This window comes from Ferruginibacter sp. (assembly GCF_049840995.1).
In the GTDB taxonomy this organism is placed as follows: domain Bacteria; phylum Bacteroidota; class Bacteroidia; order Chitinophagales; family Chitinophagaceae; genus Ferruginibacter.
Map to the genome: position 1 here is coordinate 1,836,732 of NZ_JASGIP010000003.1, position 22,219 is coordinate 1,858,950.

16 protein-coding genes are annotated in these 22,219 nt (G+C 41.7%); 7 read left to right on the plus strand and 9 right to left on the minus strand.

Features of this window, described 5'->3' with window-relative positions; all coding sequences use genetic code 11:
- The first annotated feature begins 204 nt into the window (after positions 1-204).
- Positions 205-408: a hypothetical protein gene (locus tag QM738_RS09695; protein ID WP_462276490.1), complete on the plus strand. Its 204-nt coding sequence runs from the start codon at positions 205-207 to the stop codon at positions 406-408.
- Positions 409-508: 100 nt separating this feature from the next.
- Positions 509-3,244: a lectin-like domain-containing protein gene (locus tag QM738_RS09700; protein ID WP_462276491.1), complete on the plus strand. Its 2,736-nt coding sequence runs from the start codon at positions 509-511 to the stop codon at positions 3,242-3,244.
- A 101-nt stretch (positions 3,245-3,345) separates the two neighbouring features.
- On the opposite strand, the gene QM738_RS09705 is transcribed toward QM738_RS09700, so the two are convergent.
- Together QM738_RS09705 and mfd are read right to left on the minus strand one after the other, a co-directional pair.
- On the minus strand, positions 3,346-4,572 hold the full coding sequence (locus QM738_RS09705) for an MFS transporter (protein WP_462276492.1): 1,227 nt from the start codon (positions 4,570-4,572) through the stop codon (positions 3,346-3,348).
- 37 nt (positions 4,573-4,609) lie between these two features.
- Positions 4,610-8,008, minus strand: coding sequence for a transcription-repair coupling factor (gene mfd / locus QM738_RS09710; protein ID WP_462276493.1), 3,399 nt, complete (start codon positions 8,006-8,008; stop codon positions 4,610-4,612).
- 104 nt (positions 8,009-8,112) lie between these two features.
- Between mfd and QM738_RS09715 the strand changes: the two genes are divergently transcribed.
- From QM738_RS09715 to QM738_RS09730, 4 genes are read left to right on the plus strand one after another with little or no spacing between them, the layout of a single operon-like run.
- Positions 8,113-8,850, plus strand: a complete 738-nt coding sequence (locus QM738_RS09715; RefSeq protein WP_462276494.1) for a ferredoxin--NADP reductase — start codon at positions 8,113-8,115, stop codon at positions 8,848-8,850.
- A gap of 5 nt (positions 8,851-8,855) precedes the next feature.
- A complete protein-coding gene (locus QM738_RS09720; RefSeq protein ID WP_462276495.1) occupies positions 8,856-9,317 on the plus strand; it encodes a hypothetical protein in 462 nt (153 codons plus the stop codon).
- 24 nt (positions 9,318-9,341) lie between these two features.
- Positions 9,342-9,791 carry a DUF1569 domain-containing protein gene (locus QM738_RS09725; RefSeq protein ID WP_462276496.1) on the plus strand — a complete coding sequence of 150 codons (450 nt, stop codon included), beginning with the start codon at positions 9,342-9,344 and terminating at the stop codon, positions 9,789-9,791.
- 36 nt (positions 9,792-9,827) lie between these two features.
- Positions 9,828-11,747 carry a DUF3857 domain-containing protein gene (locus QM738_RS09730; RefSeq protein WP_462276497.1) on the plus strand — a complete coding sequence of 640 codons (1,920 nt, stop codon included), beginning with the start codon at positions 9,828-9,830 and terminating at the stop codon, positions 11,745-11,747.
- A 51-nt stretch (positions 11,748-11,798) separates the two neighbouring features.
- Here QM738_RS09730 and QM738_RS09735 read toward each other — a convergent pair whose 3' ends face one another.
- The 7 genes from QM738_RS09735 to QM738_RS09765 form a co-directional block, all read right to left on the minus strand.
- A complete protein-coding gene (locus QM738_RS09735) occupies positions 11,799-13,271 on the minus strand; it encodes a glycine--tRNA ligase (protein ID WP_462276498.1) in 1,473 nt (490 codons plus the stop codon).
- Positions 13,272-13,343: 72 nt separating this feature from the next.
- Entirely contained in the window at positions 13,344-14,627 is a 1,284-nt protein-coding gene (locus QM738_RS09740) for a transglutaminase domain-containing protein (RefSeq protein WP_462276499.1), read from the minus strand.
- A 153-nt stretch (positions 14,628-14,780) separates the two neighbouring features.
- Positions 14,781-15,713 carry a hypothetical protein gene (locus tag QM738_RS09745; protein ID WP_462276500.1) on the minus strand — a complete coding sequence of 311 codons (933 nt, stop codon included), beginning with the start codon at positions 15,711-15,713 and terminating at the stop codon, positions 14,781-14,783.
- An 88-nt stretch (positions 15,714-15,801) separates the two neighbouring features.
- Positions 15,802-16,779 carry a YihY/virulence factor BrkB family protein gene (locus QM738_RS09750; RefSeq protein WP_462276501.1) on the minus strand — a complete coding sequence of 326 codons (978 nt, stop codon included), beginning with the start codon at positions 16,777-16,779 and terminating at the stop codon, positions 15,802-15,804.
- Positions 16,780-16,783: 4 nt separating this feature from the next.
- Positions 16,784-17,119, minus strand: coding sequence for a nucleotide pyrophosphohydrolase (locus QM738_RS09755; RefSeq protein WP_462276502.1), 336 nt, complete (start codon positions 17,117-17,119; stop codon positions 16,784-16,786).
- Positions 17,120-17,137: 18 nt separating this feature from the next.
- Positions 17,138-17,590: a D-aminoacyl-tRNA deacylase gene (gene dtd, locus QM738_RS09760; RefSeq protein WP_462276503.1), complete on the minus strand. Its 453-nt coding sequence runs from the start codon at positions 17,588-17,590 to the stop codon at positions 17,138-17,140.
- Positions 17,587-18,480: an RDD family protein gene (locus QM738_RS09765; protein WP_462276504.1), complete on the minus strand. Its 894-nt coding sequence runs from the start codon at positions 18,478-18,480 to the stop codon at positions 17,587-17,589. Before QM738_RS09765 ends, dtd begins: the two co-directional genes overlap by 4 nt.
- A gap of 343 nt (positions 18,481-18,823) precedes the next feature.
- Here QM738_RS09765 and QM738_RS09770 point away from each other — a divergent pair, with 343 nt between their 5' ends.
- Entirely contained in the window at positions 18,824-22,189 is a 3,366-nt protein-coding gene (locus QM738_RS09770; RefSeq protein WP_462276505.1) for a vitamin B12-dependent ribonucleotide reductase, read from the plus strand.
- The last annotated feature ends 30 nt before the right edge of the window (positions 22,190-22,219 follow it).

The window sequence follows — 22,219 nt, forward strand, 5'->3', positions numbered from 1 at the left end:
CTGCTTTAGGGATAAGCCTTTGCCCTTATAATATAGCCTATACAGTTGATGAATATCTTTTATACTGCAATGCGTTTGCAATCTTTGCTGTGGAAAAGGAACTGGGGTGCCTGTGGGGTTGTTTTGGTAAATCCCCTATTTTCTGTAGCTTGTACCCCGAAGGCTTTTATTCATCCATAATTACTAACAATAAATTCAAAGAAAATGAGTAACATGATCACAGCTTACTGCATGAAAACCAAGGAAAAGAACGTTCCTATGCAGGATGCAGTTATTACAAAAACATCCCGTGGCGGTTATATGGCGCAGGGCCACGATGGTAAAGGCAATAAAATGACCACCATGCTTGGAGAAGCGGCTGCCCTGAAAGCTGTGGCAGACGGCGTTGCTAAGAAAGGCTGGGATTAATAAATCTTTTTAAAAAATGCGGAGGCTATCCTATATTTGGGATAGCCTTATTTATTAACTGCCTGCTATAACAATAACAATAAAAATCTATTTTTATAGCATGAGAGTTCAGCTTACCATCAATTATTTCCTACTGTTCTTTTTTAGCTGCTGCAGTCAAATCCTTTTTGCACAACAATACACTGTTAACGGAAGTGCCACACAAACTGCCTGCAATGCTTATACTTTAACACCTGCCGCCGGCGGACAAAGCGGCTCGGTGTGGAACAATAACAAGATCAATCTTACACAATCTTTTGACTTTAAGTTCGACGTTTGGCTGGGAAGCCCCCAGCCTGGCGGAGCCGGTGCAGATGGTATTGCATTTGTGTTGCAGCCCATAAGTACCAGTGTAGGCAGCAGCGGTAATGGTATGGGTTATTCAGGCATTACACCTGCTGTTGGTGTAACTATTGATACGTACCAGAACAGCTCGCCGGATAATGACCCATCTTATGATCATATCGCCATCCAGTTGAACGGAGATATCAATCATAACAGCGCTAATAATATTGCCGGTCCTGTTACTGCTGTAAACGGAAGTAATGATATCGAGGATGCAGCCTGGCATACCATGCGTGTTCAATGGGACGCCGCTACAACGACGCTTTCAATTTATATAGACGGAAGTTTAAGAGTAAGTGCTGTGAGGGATCTTGTAAATACCGTATTTGCAGGAAATCCAATGGTTTATTGGGGATTCACCGGAAGCACAGGCGGAGAATTTAATTTACAAAGATTCAAAACCGCTTTGAGCCCCGCTTTTAATTTCAGTACCACGCAAAAAAAATGTGTGAATGAACCCATTACATTTTTAGATGCGACGGTGGCATTCTCCACTATTGCAAAATTTTACTGGGACTTTGGAGATGGCAGCCCAATTGATTCTGTGAACCTGAACCCGGTGCATACTTATACTACGGCAGGGCTATATACTGTTATACAAAGAGTAATTGGTGCAGATGGCTGTGAAGCTACGAATACGCAGACCATTACTATTGGGTCTAAGCCAATTGCAAGTTTTACTACTAATGGCAATTGCATGTTCAGACCACAGAATAATCCGCTGGCTTTTACAAGCACTTCCACTGTAACAGTTGGCACCTTACAGTCTTATTATTGGGATTTGGATAATAATGGACAAACAGGCACTACGTTTTCCGTGCCGGTTATATATACAACACCGGGCGATAAATTCATAAAACATGTGGTAAAAAGCCAGGAGGGTTGCGAATCAGATACGTTGTATAAAGTTGTACATATTTATGGGCCACCGATTCCAGATTTTACTTTTACGGATTCTGTTTGTTTAGGTCAACCCACCTTATTTTCAGGTAATGCTGTTCCTGCGGTGGGGGATACTGCTACGGTTACATGGAACTGGCAAATTGATAATAATATTGTTTACAATACATTAAATCCTACATACACTTATCTAACACCAGGAAGCCATGGTGTATCGCTTTTCGCTTATCCGCTTTATGTAAGTCCGGGCCCGGGAGGATGCACTGGAATACAAACGAAAGCTGTTTTTGTAGTAAACAAACCAACTGCAAATTTTAATTATGGAACAATTTGCCAGGCAACCAGTGTTACGCTTACTGATGCTTCCACTACAACAGATGGTGTTCCCATTAATCAATGGTGGTGGACCTTAGGCGCCAGCGGTGGCATATCGAACCAGCAAAACCCTTCCACTGTATTCAATACTGCTACGGGTAATGATACGGTACTGCTTGTGGTGCACAATGCCAAAGGCTGTGCTTCAGACACGCTTAAGAAACCTATTGTGATCAATAGTAAACCCACCGCTAATTTCGGGTACAGTACACCGGTATGTAATGGCTTGCCGGTGCAGTTCTCGGATTCGTCGAAAGTAAATGGCGGCACGGTTACGCAATGGTCGTGGGTATATAACGGTACGCAGTTCAGTACAGCGCAAAATCCTTCCAATACATTTACTGCAGGTTCGCAAACGGTGAAGCTGGTGGCTACCAGCAACCTGGGTTGTGTGAGTGATACTGCCAGCAAGACGTTTTATGTAAACCCCAGTCCGAGTGTGAGCATTAATTTTAAAGATGCCTGTAAGTTTGCGCTGGTGGATTTTAGTGCGGTAGATAATTCCGCCACTGTAACACAATGGAAATGGGTGTTTGGTGATGGTGGTACGGCGCTTACTCAAAATGCACAGCATATGTATACTGCCAATGGTGCGTATAAAGTAAAATTGTATGCTACGGCTTCCAACGGCTGTTATTCTGATTCGCTGGAAAAAACGATCAATATATATGGCACCAATGCTTTTGCCGGCAATGATACTATTGCTGCCGCAGGCCAGCCGGTGCAACTGAGTGCCAGCGGTGGTTTGAGTTATAGCTGGACACCTGCTTATCTTTTAAGCGATCCTACTATACCCAACCCGGTTACTATTCTTACTTCCACACAGGTATTTACTCTAAAGGCTTCTACGCCCGAAGGCTGCGAAAGCTATGATGATGTGGAAGTGAAGATCTACAAGGGGCCGGATATTTACCTGCCCACTGCGTTTACGCCTAATGGTGATGGGCTGAATGATGATTTTAAAGGCACGCCTGTCGGCATCAAGCAATTCAATTACCTGAAGGTATTTAACCGCTGGGGACAATTGATCTTCTCTTCTTCTGATTACAATAAGGCCTGGGATGGGAAATGGAAGGGCGACAAACAGCCCGGTGGCGTATATGTTGTAATGGCGAATGGTATCGACTTTAAGGGGAATACGATTGAGAAGAAGCAGACGGTGATGCTGATTCGGTAGGGAATCGACCGCTGGTCGATTGGAGAACATGGAGGAGTTTGGAAACCGATCTGCGATCGATTTTTAAACATTAAGAAGTTAAGGGGATTAAGGTTTATGGATCATTCTTCGATGAAGTCGAGGTCTTTGCCGAAACTTTCTTTGGTGAAATAGAGTGCTGTGAAGGAGATGATCATTACGCCGATGCCAAGTAACCAGGCGCCCTTGATATATCCTATTGCTTTATTCTCTCTCAATTGCGCAAAAATAAATAACAATAATGGCGTAAATCCTCTTACAATATTGGTGATGGAGGAAGAGGCTGATGCTCTTAAGTTAGTGCCAAATTGTTCTGCACTGGTAATGATATACAATACTGAAATTCCGGAACCAAAACCGAGCCCTGCACAAATAAAATAAAACCATGCGGGCGAACTGTTGTGCTGTGTAAAGAACAGCACCATAAAAATGGCAAATACAAAATAGAAAAAGTAGAGCGCCTTTTTCCTGCTTTGCAAACGCTGGCTGATCAAACCCGCGCTTACATCTCCAAAGCCCAGGCCGATATATTGATAGAGGATCGCATCGCCGGGCGTAATACCCTGTACACCCATACGGGTGGCAAATTCATTGGCAAAAAACATGAGCAGCCCGATGCAATACCATACCGGCATCCCTATCAGCATGCCTTTGGCAAACCGAAGAAAACGGTTCTTATTGTTGAAGAATAGAAGATAATTGCCGCGTTGTACTTTACTATTACCCAATGATGTGAACATTTCACTTTCGGCTACGGATACACGCAATGCCAGTAATGCAAGGCCGATACCACCACCTATAAAATAAAGGGTTCGCCAATCGGTGATGAATTTGGATAACAGGGCGGCAGAGATACCACCGAGCACACCACAACTGGCGATGATGGTGCCTGCAAGGCCCCGTTTTTCCTTCGGTAATATTTCGGCAGTAAGTGTAATGCCTGCACCCAGTTCGCCTGCAAGGCCTACACCGGCAATAAAGCGAACGATGATATACTGGTTCAAATCGGTAATAAAACCATTGGTAATATTGGCGAGGGAATAGAGGAGGATGGAACCAAATAATACTTTCAAACGTCCGAACTTATCACCTATTATACCCCACAGTACACCGCCTACCACCATGCCGATCAATTGTATACTTACTATCAATTCTCCTTTTGATAATACGGCATCTTCCGGCAAACCCAACGACTTGAGGCTTTTGATGCGTACCACGCCGAATAACAACAGGTCGAATATATCTACATAAAAACCCAGCGCCGCAACTATTACGGGCAGTGAGAGAAGGCCGTATTCTTTTTTATTCATGAAAGAAAATTATAGCAAGGAATGAATGCCAACAAATTTAAGCAGCAATGCTATTCGTCATTCTTTGTAAAAACTCATGCAGGTCGCTCATGGTCTTTATGTCCTGCACCACGAGTATACCATTCTTGCCCACCTGTTTCAGTTTAGCTTTATTGGTGCCTTTTTGTAAAAATAGTAAAATGCCATTAAAGGTAGCACTGGTAAAATAAGGCGATTCGGGGTTGCTTACAAAAAAGCATTTGAGCACTTCGTCTTTTATGAACATTTTTTCAAAACCCAGTTCCACAGCTAGTTTACGGCAACGGACAGTTGTAAAAAGATCTTCTACCTGTGGCGGTATGGGCCCGAAACGATCCGTCATTTCGGTATGAAAATCCTGCAGGTCTTTTTCGGTTTCACAATTATCCAGGCGGCTGTACAAACTCAGTCTTTCAGTAATGCTTTCCACATAACTGTCGGGTATCAGTATCTCCAGGTCGGTATCAATGCTACAGTCACTTACAAAATCATCCTGCTGCTGTATCTCTTCTTTGTACAGGTCACGGAATTGGGTGCGTTTTAATTCGCGGATGGCTTCGTCTAATATCTTTTGGTACATTTCAAAACCGATCTCTGCGATGAATCCACTTTGCTCGCCACCCAATAAATTACCTGCGCCACGTATATCAAGATCTCTCATTGCTATCTGGAAACCACTACCGAGGTCGCTGTATTGTTCTAATGTTGACAAGCGTTTACGGCTGTCGGGTGGTAGTGTGCTCATGGGCGGCGCCAGTAAATAACAGAAAGCTTTTTTGTTGCTTCTGCCTACACGGCCTCTTAACTGGTGCAGGTCGCTCAGGCCAAACTGGTGGGCATTGTTTACAATGATGGTATTTACATTCGGTATGTCCACGCCGCTTTCTACAATGTTGGTACAAACCAGCACATCGTATTTCTTATCCATGAAGTCGAGGATGGTGTCTTCCAGTTCGTCGCCATCCATTTGCCCGTGAGCAAATGCAATGCTCAGGTCGGGGCAAAGGCCCTGTATCAATCCTTTCATTTCCGAAAGGCCGTTCACCCGGTTGTGTATAAAGAATACCTGTCCGCCTCTTTCCGTTTCGTAATAGATCATATCGCGGATGGCATCTTCATTAAATACCGTTACTTCTGTTTGTATAGGCTGGCGGTTGGGCGGCGGTGTGTTGATGATGCTCAGGTCCCGTGCGCCCATTAAACTGAACTGCAGTGTTCTGGGTATAGGCGTTGCCGTTAGTGTTAATGAATCTACTGTTGCCCTTAACTGTTTTAATTTTTCCTTTGCGGCTACACCAAATTTCTGTTCTTCATCTATGATCATCACACCCAGGTCTTTGAACTTAACGTCTTTACTGAGCAATGCGTGTGTACCAATGATGATATCGATCTTTCCTTCGGATAATTTTTGCAGGGTCTCTTTTTTTTCTTTGGAAGATTTAAAGCGGTTTACATAATCCACCGTAACAGGAAAATCTTTTAAACGGTCGCTGAAGGTTTTATAATGCTGGTAAGCAAGAATGGTGGTAGGCACCAATACGGCAGCCTGTTTGCCATCACAGCAGCTTTTGAATGCAGCACGGATGGCAATTTCTGTTTTACCAAAACCCACATCGCCGCACACTAACCTGTCCATTGGCGATGGTTTTTCCATATCCCGTTTTACATCTACAGTGGCTTTATTCTGGTCGGGGGTATCTTCATAAATAAAACTTGCTTCCAGCTCGGCCTGCATATAATTATCGGGGCTAAAAGCGTATCCTTCCTGGCTTTTGCGCTGTGCGTATAATTTTATCAGGTCGGTGGCAATATCTTTTACCTGTTTCTTGGTCTTGTCTTTTAATTTACTCCATACATCACTGCCCAGTTTATTCATCTTGGGTATGCTGCCTTCTTTACCACTGTACTTGCTTATTTTATGCAGCGATGAAATGTTTACATACAGCAGGTCGCCATCTTTATATTGTATGCGTACGGCTTCCTGTAATTTGCCATTGGCTTCAATTTTTTGCAAGCCGCTGTATACACCTACCCCATGATCGATATGCGTTACATAATCTCCCGGTTGTAATTCACGCAGGGTTTTTAATGTAAGCGCTTTGTTTTTACTGAATGCCTGTTTTACCTTGTATTTATGGTAGCGCTGAAATATCTGGTGATCGGTATAACAAACTGCTTTCAGGTCGTCGTCAATAAAACCTTCATGAATAGAAGTGGGTACAGGCACCACATTGATCTCTGCTTTCAGATCCTGGAAAATGGTGTACAGCCTTTCAAGCTGCTTGGGGTTTTCGGCAAACAAATAAATATTGTACTTCTTTGCTTCGTATTCTTTCAGGTTCCTGATGAGTATATCAAACTGGCGATTGAATGCCGGTTGTTCTTTGATAGCATACTGCAGGGTACGGCTGGCAGCGCTGTTATCCTGCAAATAAGCTTTGTTGCCAAACTCAATGATATGCCTTGACTGCAACTGTTGTTCCACTGCAGTGGCGGTTACTATATCTTCTGCTGTAAATTCTTTGGTGCTGAGTGTGTCTTCTGTATCGGTACTTTTTGGTCGGCTGCTGAATTCCGATTGCCATATTCCAAAATCTTCTTCCTGCTGTTCAATTTTTTCTTTGATGAAGTGCCAGTCTTCCAGCCACAGTGCTGTATTTTCCGGGAGAAATTCGAGGAAAGAAATTTTTTCTCCTGCTTCATTCTGCAGTATATCTACATTGGGTATGATATTTACCTGTAATAATTTTCTTTCGCTCAATTGCGATTCGGGATCGAATATGCGGATACTATCCACTTCGTTACCGAATAATTCTATACGGTAAGGTTTTTCATTACCAAAGGAATAGATGTCGAGTATACCACCACGGATGGCAAACTGCCCGGGTTCGTATACAAAATCTGTTCTTTCAAAACCATAGTCCACAAACTTTCCCAGTATGCCATTTACATCTATCGTATCACTCTGTTTGATGGAGATGATGTTTTCTGCCAGTGTTTTTGACAGCACCACTTTTTCGAACAATGCTTCGGGATAAGTGATCACGATGTTCTTATTACTGCCACCACTTAAGCGGGTGAGCGCTTCGGTACGCAGCATTACGTGACTGGGATTGAGCAGGCTGTAATTCTTTTTATTTTTAAAAGAAGCAGGGAAGTAAAAGAGGTTTAAAGCTCCGGTAAGATTCTCTAAGGTATTATGAAAATAAACGGCCTCTTCTGCATCCCGTAAAACGATGAGATGGTTGAGCTGTGCAGCTGCGGGATGATTAAAAACTGCCGAAATAATGAATTGGGAAGCACTGCCATGCAGGCCGGATAAGTGTAATCGCTGCGGTTGAGACAATGTGATGCCATCCACTATTTTAAAACAGCGGGGGTCGTTGGCATATTCTTTCAGCAACACTTCCAGGTTCATGCGGCTGCAAAGATACGGAGGTATAACAAAATTTCATTTTGTTTAGCCGTTATGCTTTGGTTTTTTATTACTTAGTTTTTATTATCTTTCTGAAAAATAACGATATGGCTATTGAACCCTGGCGCATTGCTAAAGTGATCAAGATAGAAAATGAGACCGCCAATACCCGCCGCTTCTGGATGGAAGTACCTGAACTGGAGCGTTTTGATTTTAAACCCGGGCAGTTTGTTACGCTGGACCTGCCCATTCATGAAAAAAAGAATAAACGCTGGCGCAGCTATTCCATTGCCAGCTGGCCCGATGGCAGCAATGTTTTTGAGCTGGTGATCGTGCTGATGGAAGAAGGAGCAGGCACTACCTATCTATTCAACGAAGTAACGGTGGGCAGCGAGATATTATTCCGTGGTGCACAGGGCGTATTTACCCTGCCTGAAGTAATGGAAACAGATTATTATCTTATCTGCACCGGTACAGGTATAGCACCATTCAGGAGTATGCTGCACGGTATCACCAGGCATAGTATACCCCATAAGAATGTGTACCTGATCTTTGGTACACGCAAAGTGGAAAATCTTTTATACTTCGAAGAACTGAATGCTCTGGCTGCTGCCAATGAAGGCATTCATTATATACCGGTACTTTCAAGAGAAGACTGGGATGGCGTGAAAGGTTATGTGCACCAGGTGTATAAAGAACTGATCAGCAAAAAAAAGAACGGTGATGAATTACCTCCTGCACATTTTTATTTATGCGGCTGGAAGAATATGATCGATGAAGCAAAGGAAACCATCACTGCGATGGGCTATGACCGAAAAGCAATTCACCAGGAAATTTATGGCTGAGTAATATGAAAAAATATCTTCTTGTTATCCATTTATTTTTTATTGCCGGCATGTGCAATGGGCAGGACGAACGCCCTTACGTGAAAACAAGTTTTGTTATTATACAGTCAACAAAGAATTATAATGCTGCAAAAGCAACTGCAGAAAAGGCTGCGCAGCAACTACAACAGAAACTGGACCTTCGTGACCTGAAACCCAATAAAAAGAATGGCCTTACTTATTCTGAAAAGGATTGTGAAAATGAAGGTGGTTACCCCTGTTATATTTCCAGGGGAAGATATGACAGCGGCGATTACATCAGTATTGAATGGAGTGATGCTTTTGATGGATTTACCAAAGGATATTATATAGTAGTGGTAGCGAGCGGCTCAACGGAAGAAACAGCAACTGCATTAAAAAAAGCGAAACGAATATTTAAAGATGCTTACAGCAAACAATGCGAAGTATATGTAGGTTGTATGCACTGATCTATAAAACCCAATGAAAAGTTTATGGAAGTAAAAGACCTGTTTGACAACGCTGCGAAGCAGGAGATCATTCAACGGATCAACCGGTTAACGCCGCAGAGCCCGGCGCTGTGGGGTAAAATGAATGTGGCGCAAATGCTGGCGCATTGCCAGATGCCTTTAGGTGTTGCCACCGGCGACCATCAATTAAAAGGCAGTTTTTTCTTTAAACTGGTAGGCCCCATGTTCAAACACCTGCTGTATAATGAAAAGCCTTTTAAACGCAACCTGGGTACAGACAGATCTTTTGTGATGACAGGGCAGCAAAAAGATTTTACAAGCGAACAACAAAAACTGGTGGATATGGTGCAACGCTTTAATGAAAACAGTATGACGGATCAACCGCATCCTATTTTCGGGCGCATGACCAAGGAGCAATGGAGCAAGGGCACGTGGAAGCACCTGGACCATCACCTGCAGCAGTTTGGCGTATAAGCAAACACCCATCATAAAACCCTCATGATTTGTACTATGAAACAGTACCTGCTACTTTCAGTGATCATACTATTGATCCCTTTTATTTCCTTTGCACAGGATCTTTCTGAATTTGGTATTGTAAGCGGCGATGAACTGAATTTAAAAGAATGCAGTTTTGACAAAGATGCGAATGCCGTGATACTTTTGAATGAAGCGGTATCGGATCATGATGATCAATACCACCTGATCACCAATCATCATGTGCGTATAAAAATACTCAAAGAAAAAGGCTTTGATGAAGCCAATATATCATTGCGCTTCTGGCGTAAGGACGATTTTGAATTTATTAATGTGCTAGAAGCAATGGTGATCAATACGGATGATATCGGGCAACTGGTAAAAGAAAAACTACCTAAAAAAGCATTTTACACAAAAGATATCAATGAACGTATTGGAGTGGTAACTTTTACTTTTCCCAATATAAGAGTGGGTAGTATTATTGAATACAGCTATCGCAGCATTATGAAAAATTATGGCGGTCTCGATGACTGGGATTTTCAAAAAGACCTGCCCGTGGTAAAAAGTAAATATATCCTCACTGTTTTGCCGAGGGCTGAATTTACTTACAAACTGCATAAGCGGGATGACCTGCCGGCAAATGTAAAATTAGACAAGGATAATGGCAGGGTGATGTTTGAGATGAATAATATTCCTTCGCTTACGGATGAACCTTATATGGATGCCCGGGAAGATTATGTACAAAAAGTGGTTTTTCAGCTGAGCGGTTATAACAACGGAATGGGCCGAACCAATTATATGACCTCGTGGGATGAAGTGATCAGGGAATTGCTGAGTGCCAAAGAATTCGGCAACCAGTTGGGAAAGAATATTGCCGGCACCAGCGCTTTTACCGACGAAGTAAAAAAAATGCCGGTAGAAGAAGATAAGATGAAGGCCGTGTACAATTATGTAAGAAACAATATGAGCTGGAATGATGTGTACAGCAAATTTGCCGGCGATGGGGTAAAAGATGCCTGGGAGAAAAAGAAGGGCACAAGCGGCGAGATCAACCTGATACTCGTGAACCTTTTAAAAGAAGTGGATCTGGAAACTTATCCTGTGCTGGTAAGTGAACGTTTTCATGGCAAAGTGGATGTTAAAACACCCTTTATCGATCAGTTCAATTCGGTATTTGCCTGCGTGATAATAAAAGAACGGAAATATTACCTGGATGCCACCGATCTTTTTACACCGGCGCATATCATACCCAATGATATACTGAACACCAATGCGCTGATCGTAAACCGTAAAAGAGGTGGTATTGTAAATATCACCAATGATTCGTTGCAGTACAGTGATTTTATAAATGTACAGGATACGGTTAGTAGCGAAGGAGTATTATCTGGCGAAGCTTTTGTAAGCAGCAGCGGTTACTCCAGGATAAAAAAAATAAGCAGCTATAAAGAAGAGGGCAAAGAGCAATATATCAAACGCATGTACCAGAAAAATGGTATCAGCGTCAGCGACTTCCAGTTTATGAACCAGGATAATGATTCACTGAATGCAGAACAGCGTTTTGACTTCCGTACTAATCTTTCTGCCGCCGGCGATTACCTATATGTGCCGTTGAACCTTTTTACGGGCTTTGATAAAAACCCTTTTATCAATGACAACCGTTTCAGTAATGTGAATTTTGGTTATATACGCAATATACATACCTATGTATCTGTTGCATTGCCTGCCAATTACAACCTGGATGCTATGCCCAAAAGCATCAAAATGACCACGCTGGACAAGGATATTGTGTTCAGCCGTTCGGTAACTTTTGATAAAGCAAACAATACACTGACCTGTATGCTGGAGTTTGATTTTAAAAAGAGCCTTTATGCCGTTGATGAATATGATATACTGAAAGAGGTGTTTAAAAAACTGTTTGATTATTTGAAAGAACCGGTGGTGTTGAAGAAGAAATAAAAATAAAAAAGGAGCATGGTAATGCTCCTTTTTCTATTATAATTAAAACGCTCAGTTAATTTTTTCCAGCACCAGTTTTTTTACATCGGCCATTGCAATTCTTTCCTGCACCATGGTATCCCTGTAACGGATGGTAACGGTGTTGTCTTCTTTTGTCTGGTGATCGATGGTTACGCAGAATGGTGTGCCGATGGCATCCATGCGGCGGTAACGTTTACCAATAGCATCTTTTTCTTCGTAAAAACACATGAAGCTGCTTTTGCAATCATCCATCAATTCCCTTGCTATTTCGGGCAGCCCATCTTTTTTAACCAATGGAAGAATAGCCAGTTTGGTGGGAGCGATCTTTGCAGGGATGCGCAATACCACGCGGCTGTCTTCTGTACCATCTTCTTTCGTCCATTTTTCTTCTGCATAAGCCAGGCTGATAATGGTTAAGAACAGCCGGTCGAGACCTACGGATGTTTCCAGCACGTACGGTACATAATTGCCGTATGCCTTACCGGTTGCAGGATCGATATCATTATCGAAGTACTGCATTTTCTTTTTGCTGAAAGTCTGGTGTTGTGTAAGATCAAAATCTGTACGGCTGTGAATACCTTCCAGTTCTTTCCAGCCAAATGGGAATTCAAATTCAATATCCAATGCTGCATCTGCGTAGTGCGCCAGTTTTACGTGGTTATGGTAACGTAGTTTTTCAGCCGGTATACCAATGCTCTCGTGCCATTTTTTTCTTTCGTCTTTCCAGTAATTGTACCATTCCATTTGTGTACCAGGACGGATGAAGAACTGCATTTCCATTTGTTCAAATTCCCGCATACGGAAAATGAATTGTCTTGCAACAATTTCATTACGGAATGCCTTACCGGTTTGTGCAATACCAAATGGTATCTTCATACGGCCGGTCTTTTGCACATTCAAAAAATTAACGAAAATACCCTGTGCTGTTTCGGGGCGCAGGTACACTTTATTCTCATCAGGATTATCAGATGCCACGGCACCAAATTCTGTAGAGAACATCAGGTTGAACTGGCGCACATCGGTCCAGTTGCTGGTTTTGCTGATGCCGCATTTTATTTTATTGTCGTCAATTAAAGTTTTTAATCCTGCATAATCATCCTTCGCCAGCAATGCATCCATATCGGCCAATACTTTTTCTGCTTCCTGCTCTTTACCGGCAGCTTTCAGCTCTTCGGCAAAGCCTTCTATCAGGTGATCCACACGGTATCTTTTCTTGCTGTCCTTATTATCGATCATTGGGTCGCTGAAATTATCCACGTGGCCGCTCGCTTTCCAAGTAGTAGGATGCATAAAGATCGCTGCGTCAATGCCCACGATATTGTCGTGCAGTTGCGTCATACTTTTCCACCAGTAATCACGGATATTCTTTTTCAGCTGGGCGCCATTCTGCCCGTAGTCGTACACCGCTGCAAGACCATCATAAATTTCACTGCTCTGAAATATATAACCATATTCCTTGCAGTGTGCTATCAATTCCTGGAAATTGTTCTGTTCGTTTGCCATAAGGGTGCAAAATTATGAAATAAATGGCTGATTTTGAAATCTGCAGGGTTTGCACAAAAGGCAAAACCACACTTAGCGATAAGTTACTTTAAGCATCAATGCCCTGTAAAATGAAACGTTGTCTATATATTGATTCTTTATTTTTTTATCAATCGTTATGCAGAGCCACCACACGCCCTTTGAAGGGAAATCCATTTCATAATCAACAGACTTGTTTTTTTTATCTATCACTGCGGTTGTTTCAACATCTGGAGTTTCATCATCTCCACTATAGTTACTCATGCGGGTTCCCTTGTAAGGTATAAGGCTGTAGGTAATGGAATAATTCGTTTGTGATAATGGTTTAGAGATAGAAAATTTTTTACCGGTAGCAAGTAAACTTCCATTTTGCGGAACATCAAAATCAAACTTCGATTTAAAAAAATCATCAGATACTATCGGGAAATTTGAAAATTCGGTTTTGCTAACCCTCGATTTTAAAAACTGATTGGATGAGTCCTCGGGAAAATGATTGTATATAAATTCTTCCGGTGCTGTATTGAACCAATAGCTATCTACTTTTCCTGTGGTATCCCTGCATGCCCAGGTTGCATCCAGGAGCATCCATCCTTTATTTGTTTTAACAGCATTCCACGCATGATTTGGGTCTTTATCAATATCGCCGGTTATACATATCGGAAAATTTTTACCCCATCCCAGTATTGTCTTGCATTCTACCCCGATCTTTTTGCACATGTATTTATAAAGATTACTGTAATTCTGGCAAACACCTCTTTTGTTTTTGAAAGTAACGGCAGCATTTTCGTCTTCGTTAAAGATAGGCAAGATGAAATTATTTCTAAACCCCAACCAATCGTATTGCACCGTTGAAGCTACCCAATAAAATACAGCTCTTGCTTTTTGCAATGATGTTGAAAAATGTTTTGCAATTATTATACAAGCACTGTCAACATCTACTGTACTATTGGCTTTAATGAGAGAAGCAGTGAGTACATCTACATAATTTAATGAATCTTTTGGAAACAGAAATTGTTCGTGCACTTCATAAAATGCTTCTTTTCTTTTTTTAAGTTCAATCTCGCCAGCAATAGAATCTTTAATATAATTGACGCTATCCTGAAAAGCTTGTTTTATGGAATCACTGATATAAACTGTCCTGCGTTTTATTGAATCATCATATATCCATTTACGTGCTTCTTCCTCGGTTTTAAAAAAGAATCTTTTTTCACCTGTAGCAGGCTTTTTTTTAGTGTGGCTGAGGGAAGGTATTTTTTTCTTTACCTGGCATTGACCTGAATAGTGGAAGGAAAACAACAATAGCAATAAACAAGAGCAGTAAATCAGGCTATTTTTCATTTCGGTTTTTTTGCTGTTTTATGACTGTAAAATACGGTAAAACTTAAACGTGCGGGAAATATTAAGTTACAAATTTTTCCTATTATGCTGACTATTTAGTGGCTACCACGTGGATAAAACAATAAGGAGCGAATATCCTGAAATGCGCCTTGCTTAACCTTCCCTCTTCGTATTTGGAAATCTGAGAATAAGACCGATGATAGTAATATTGATAAGAAAGGCCCAAAATGAAATAGTAAGCCGTTTTTTTCTTTCATTTATAATGCGCTGGTATCTTTTATCGTAATTAATGATGCTTTTACCATTTACCCAGGTACTTACAATACGATTATATTTAGAAAAAAAACTTTTTGTGTTCAGGTCTTCTATATCATTTTTTAATATTTCTATTGTAATGCTGTCACCAATTTCATAGTTTTTAAAAGCAGGTAAAGTATCTGCATATTTATAATCGTAACTATCAAAGTGAAAGGCTTTTGTATAACCGCGAAATTGAAAATTGTAATACCAATAAGAAGACTTACCTCCTGATTCAAGATGTGTGATCTTTTCAGCAAGCACCAATTTTTTTACAGCGAGGTCCTGCTGCTTAATAATACCTTGAAATTGAAACTGACAAAAACACGCAGCGAAAAAAAATAAAGTACCCGGGAAAAGCTGGAAGAAAAAATTCTTTTTATAATGTTTTAAAACCGGGTACCTGATAAGAGTATTTTCCGAAAGATTTTTGAATGCGATATTTATGATCGCTAATACAGATAAAAAGAAAAAAATGGCAAAAGCGATCATAAAACCGAAGCCAGGTTGACGGGAAAAGAATAAATAGTAGCCACCAGCTAACAGGCTTGTAAGTATAAGCACAATGTAATGCCATGTCTTGGCTTTTTTAGCCGCTTTGTATTCCCCCGGAAAATCTTTTTTGCTTAGCTGGTAAGCTGTTGTTGCTTCGGTTTGAGACAAAAAGAAGGTTGCCGAAAGTTCTTCTATTACCTGCTCAGGGGTTTTTAATGGATCATCTTTCAATATTAAAGCATAGTTTGCCGCATGCTGAATTCTTTCATGCAAAGGCAGTTCGGCATAATTCATCTTGATATTTTATTGGGTATAGATAGCATTGGTAGCTATAGCCTGTTGCTGTAAATATACAAACCGAATAATTTATACAGGAGATATTTTATGCCTGTGGCGGCGTTTCCGAAGTCTTGATAACTTTTTTTTCAGCAGGTTGCTCATGCACCGGCTTCACCGATTCCACTTCTACCTGCTGTACCCATACCGCATAATTATTGGGAAGTATGGCAGAACCGGTATACACCGCATATACATGGGTAAAAACCGCACCAAAATACAGTATGGCTGCTGAATAATATACCCAAAGCAATAATACGATCAGGGAACCTGCTGCACCATAACTGTTGGAAAGTTTACTATGGCCCAAATAATAGCTGATCAAAAATTTGCCGATCATAAAAAGTGCGGCCGTGGTAAATGCGCCTGCTCTTACGTGCTTCCATTGTATCCTTGCATCGGGCAGCACTTTAAATATCAAAGCAAATAACAGCGAAGTAATGCCGAAGGTTAATACCAGGTTGAGTGCATATACCAATACAACGGTGAGCTGCGGAAACAAATTTGTGAGGCGTGTAATGAGTGCATCCATCAATCCGTTCACCACCAGTGATACCAGTAATAAAAAACCCAGGCTTACCACAATGGAAAAAGAAAGCAGCCTGTTGATAAGCATTTTTAAAAAGCCTTTTCCTTTACGTGGTTTGGCTTTTAATTTCCAGATAAGATTGATGGAATCCTGTATCTCTCCAAATACACTGGTGGCGCCGAATACCAGCGTAACGATACCAACTATGGTTGCAAAACTGCTGCTGGTGGATAAGGAAGCGCTGCGGATGGTTTGCTGTATCTGCAATGCTGCATCAGTGCCTACAAAATCAGCGATCTGGTGATACAAGGTTCCTTCAACAGCAGCACGGCCATAAAAAATATTGCTCACAGAAATAATAATGATGAGCATGGCCGGTAAGGAGAAGATGGTGTAATAAGCGAGCGCTGCACTCAGCTTCAATACCTTGTTGGCAAAAAAATCAGTAAAAGATCTTTTGATGATGGTCCATATATCTTTTACCGAAAGTTTCATTGCTTTATTTTAGTTTATCATTATCCCGGTGCCTGTTGGCATCCCGTATATTTTTCTTTTCAAAATTTTTTTGCAGGGCGCTGGTCAGGTCCACACCTGTTTGATTGGCCAGGCATATCAATACCCACAAAACGTCTGCCATTTCATCGCCTAATTCTTTTCCTTTATCGCTTTCTTTGAATGATTGTTCACCATAAGTCCGAACCATCAGCCGCGACAGTTCACCTACTTCTTCCATTAATATGCCAAGATTGGTGAGTTCGTTAAAATATTTTACGCCAATAGTTTTGATCCAGGTGTCTACTTGTTCCTGTGCCTGCTTTAAAGTAATGTCACTCATAATAAATTTTTGTAAAAATTATTCTTTGTTTTTAGTGTCTATCCAAATAGTCACTGGGCCGTCGTTTAATAAGGCCACTTTCATATCTGCACCGAATACTCCCGTAAATATTTTTTTCCCAAGATCTTTTTCCAACTGTATTATCATTGCTTCATACAGTGGAATAGCAATATCCGGTTTGCTAGCTTTAATGTATGAAGGGCGGTTGCCTTTTTTAGTAGCGGCATGCAATGTAAACTGGCTGACCAATAAAATATCTCCTCCACTATCTTTTACTGAAATATTCGGTACTTTATTTTCATCATCAAATACGCGGAGGTTCACGATCTTGTTACTTAACCATTCAATATCTTCCGCGGTATCTGCATCTTCAATACCGATCAGTACCAGCAAACCCTGCTGTATTGCTGCTGTGGTATCACCATCGATGGTTACTGAAGCGTTCGCTACTCTTTGTATCACTGTTCTCATACGGTAGTTTGATTTAATTCTGCATCAAAAGTAATTTCACCTGCATCCTGTTCTTCTTTATTAATACTGGCAGTAACATAAGTTTTGCTGATGGTATCGTGCCAGCCTCTCCCATTGTTGGCAAAAAAACTAAATGCTTCAAAAGGTATTAAACGGCTGAAGCTGCGTGCAAGCACCTGCCCGAAATCAGGCCGGTTGCCCTTTTCATTTACAATAGTGGTACCGGTTACACATTTGCCAGCACTGGTATTAAATACGCCTTCCAGTAAAATAAAATAAAAAAGCAGGTAGCATATTTCAATGATGGAAACAACCTGCCATATCATTTCTTCTGGCACTTTGAAAAGGTATTTGAATATATCTTTATTGATATTCAAAACAAAAGCCAGGATAATTACATCCACCAGCCAGTTGATGAAACGGGTGCCTGCCGGTGCAAAAAAGAACTCTACGGAACGATGAGCGCCGTATTCAATGTAATTGAGTTTCGCCACTTTATTATGCGATAATAAACGCAGGCCAACCACGCTGCTGATCAATAAGGAAATATTCATGATGCAGCCTACATAAAAGGTCCAGTTGGGCCTGAAGGGTACATCATAAGGTCCGTAAGAGCGGGTGAAAAGTTCTATGTACCAGGCCAGCATAAAAGGAAATGAGATCACTTCCATGCACATGATCATTCTTAAAAGATTGCTTCGCTTAAATCCTGATGTGAGGAAAATGATGACACCGGTAATGCCCAGGAAAACAGGCAGGTACCGTATATAAAAATTCAGTGGCAGCCCGTCGTGGAAATCAAAAAAATTCTTTAAGAACCAGAATAAATTATAACCATTGCTTACTATAAAAACAAGTGCAATTACAGTATATATTTTTTTGGTGTCCATGTAAAATATTTTATCAAAGAAATAGCTTAATTCCAATTATTAAAAATTTTTAAAAAACAAACAGGCTGCAATTACCGGCATCCCGTTTGTAGTAAATTGATGACAAAGGGCTTAGAACAGCCCGAAACTCCACAATGAAATTTTGCGGAAAAAAACAAGATTTTAAACGAACATTTTTTTGAAAAAAATGGGGAAAAGTGAGCAAAGTCAATACAGTGTTGCATCTGTAAAATTATCCACCTCAATTGTCCACAAGTGTTAATATTAAAAAGTTTGTTTGTTCGTTGGTAACAAATATTTTCGTTTGCTTAACATTTACTTAACCCACCAATCAAGCACTTATATGCCAACTAAAAAACCAACATCCGCTAAGGCGCTGCAATTCAGTCGCCAGTTTACAAAGGAAGGTGTAAGTCCTTACGATATGTTTGAATATGATTACCGTACATCTGTGATCAAAAATCCTACAGGAGAAGTTGTATTTCAAATGGACAATGTGGAAGTACCGAAACAGTGGAGCCAGATAGCAACCGATATCCTTGCACAAAAATATTTCAGGAAAGCTGGTGTACCACTACAAGATGGTACTACAGGAAGAGAGACCACCGTTAAACAGGTTGCCCACCGCATGGCACATTGCTGGCGTGTGTGGGGCGAAAGATATAATTATTTTGCAACCCCCAAGGATGCAGCTATTTTTTATGATGAATTAGTGTACTCTATTTTGAACCAGGCCTGCGTGCCCAACAGCCCACAATGGTTCAATACCGGTTTGCACGAAGTGTATGGTATTACCGGTAAACCACAGGGACATTATTATGTAGATGCAATTGACGGCCAGTTAAAAAAATCGGCCAATGCTTACGAACGTCCGCAACCACATGCCTGCTTTATTTTAAGTGTGAGTGACGACCTGGTGAATGATGGCGGTATCATGGACCTGTGGGTGCGTGAAGCCAGGATATTTAAATATGGCAGCGGCGTGGGTACCAATTTTTCCAGCATCCGCGGCGAAGGAGAAAAATTAAGCGGCGGCGGAACCTCGAGTGGTTTGATGAGTTTTTTAAAGATCGGTGACCGTGCAGCCGGTGCTATTAAAAGCGGTGGTACCACTAGAAGGGCTGCCAAGATGGTGTGCCTCGACCTGGATCATCCAGAAATTGTAGAATTTGTAAACTGGAAAACAAAAGAAGAAGATAAAGTAGCGGCATTGATCGCTGCGGGTTATTCTAATGATTATGAAGGTGAGGCTTATCGTACAGTGAGCGGGCAGAACAGTAACAACTCTGTTCGTATCCCCAATGCTTTCTTTAATGTGCTGGACGAAGATGGTGACTGGGAACTGAAAGCAAGAAGTGATGGCCGTGTGATGAAAAAAGTAAAGGCAAGAGAATTGTGGAACCAGATCAACTATGCAGCATGGCGCTGTGCAGATCCCGGTACACAATATGATACTACGATCAATGAATGGCATACCTGCCCTGAAGGTGGACCGATAAGGGCTTCCAACCCCTGCAGTGAATATATGTTCCTGGATAACACTGCCTGTAACCTGGCCAGTGTTAACCTGCGCCAGTTCTTTGATGAAGCCAGCAGCACTTTCAATGTACCGGGTTTTGAATATACCTGCCGCTTATGGACCGTGGTACTGGAAATATCTGTATTAATGGCGCAGTTTCCCAGCAAAGAAGTAGCACAATTAAGTTATGATTACAGAACATTGGGATTAGGCTATGCTAACCTGGGTAGCATGTTAATGGTAAGCGGAATTGCTTACGACAGTGAAGAAGCAAGAGGTATTGCAGGTGCTATCACTGCTATCATGACCGGTGTTGCTTATAAAACATCGGCAGAGATGGCGGGCTTTTTGGGTGCCTTTGACAAATACGAAGAAAATAAAAAGCACATGCTGCGTGTAATGCGCAATCACCGTGCTGCTGCGTATGATGCACAGGATGCTTTTGAAGGTATTGAAATAAAACCACAGGGCATACAGGCAAAATACTGCCCGGATTATTTATTGAAAGCTGCTACCAAAGCATGGGATGATGCAGTACAGCTGGGTGAAAAATACGGTTACCGCAATGCACAAACAACTGTGATAGCACCAACCGGTACCATTGGCCTGGTAATGGATTGCGATACCACCGGTGTGGAACCTGATTTTGCTTTAGTGAAATTTAAAAAATTAAGTGGTGGTGGTTATTTCAAGATCATCAACCAGAGTGTGCCTGCAGCATTACGCAATTTAAAATACAGCGAAGCAGAAATTGAAGCGATCGTAAATTATGCTAAAGGACATGCATCACTGAACAATGCGCCTTTCATCAATATCAAATCATTGATGGAAAAAGGCTTTACTGCTGCTGAAGTGGAAAAAGTAAATAAAGCATTGGGTGCTGCTTTTGAAATAGGCTTTGTATTCAATGTATATACACTGGGTGAAGATTGTTTGCAACGCCTTGGATTTAAGCCGGAGCAATACAACGATTTTGGCTGGAACCTGCTGGAAGCATTGGGCTTTAGTGAAGCAGAAATTGAAGCAGCCAATATTTATGTATGCGGTACCATGACCGTGGAAGGCGCCCCTTATTTGAAAGAAGAACACTTACCCGTTTTTGATTGCGCCAATAAATGCGGCCAGATAGGTCAGCGTTATATTCATGCACACGGGCACATCCGCATGATGGGAGCAGCACAACCCTTCTTAAGTGGCGCTATTTCTAAAACCATCAACCTGCCTAACGAAGCCACGCAGGAAGAAATTGCTGATGCATACCGTATGAGCTGGGAGTTAGGTTTAAAAGCGTGTGCGCTTTACCGTGATGGTTCTAAGTTGTCTCAACCGCTGAGCAATAAATCCGACAAAAAGAAAAAGCTCGACGAAAATATCAGCGAAGAAAATGCAGCTGCACTGGCGCAGGATATTTCTACTATGGTGGATATGGGTAAACTGACCATTGACGACCTGCTGGATGAAATGAACAAAAGGGTACAGAACAGTGCCGATACCACTTTAAAACGCCAGCTGGCCATGATCGTGGAACGCAGGGCATTACCGGCCAAGCGCAGGGGCTTTACACAAAAAGCAAAGATCAACGGCCAGGCATTGTTCCTCCGCACCGGCGAATACAGCGATGGTACTTTAGGAGAGATATTTATTGATATGGCGAAAGAAGGCGCCACCATGCGCAGTATGCTCAACTGTTTTGCCATTGCAGTTTCAATAGGTTTACAATATGGCGTACCACTGGAAGAATTTGTAGAAAAATTTGTGTTCACCCGTTTTGAACCAAGTGGAATGGTGGAGCATCCGAATATCAAGACCACTACTTCTATCATCGACTTCATGTTCCGCTCACTGGCTTATGAATACCTGGGCAGGAACGACCTGGTTCATGTACTGGATAAACCCGAAGTACAGAATAATGGCAATGAAGAATGGGATGAAAGCACACCCACTATCGGCGAACGCAAACCAGAGCTGAGCGAAGTAAGGGTGTTGGGTGGTACTGCCCCGCAACCTGTAAAAGCGGCTCACCGCACTGCAGCAGCGCCAAGAGTACACAATGCACTGGATGCTGTAAATGCAGCGGCTAAAAGTATGCAGAGCGATGCACCGGCCTGCAATACCTGCGGACACATCACTGTACGCAGCGGCACCTGTTACAAATGCCTGAACTGCGGTAACAGCATGGGGTGCAGTTAAAATTTAAAAAAGGATCACAAGCACATAAAA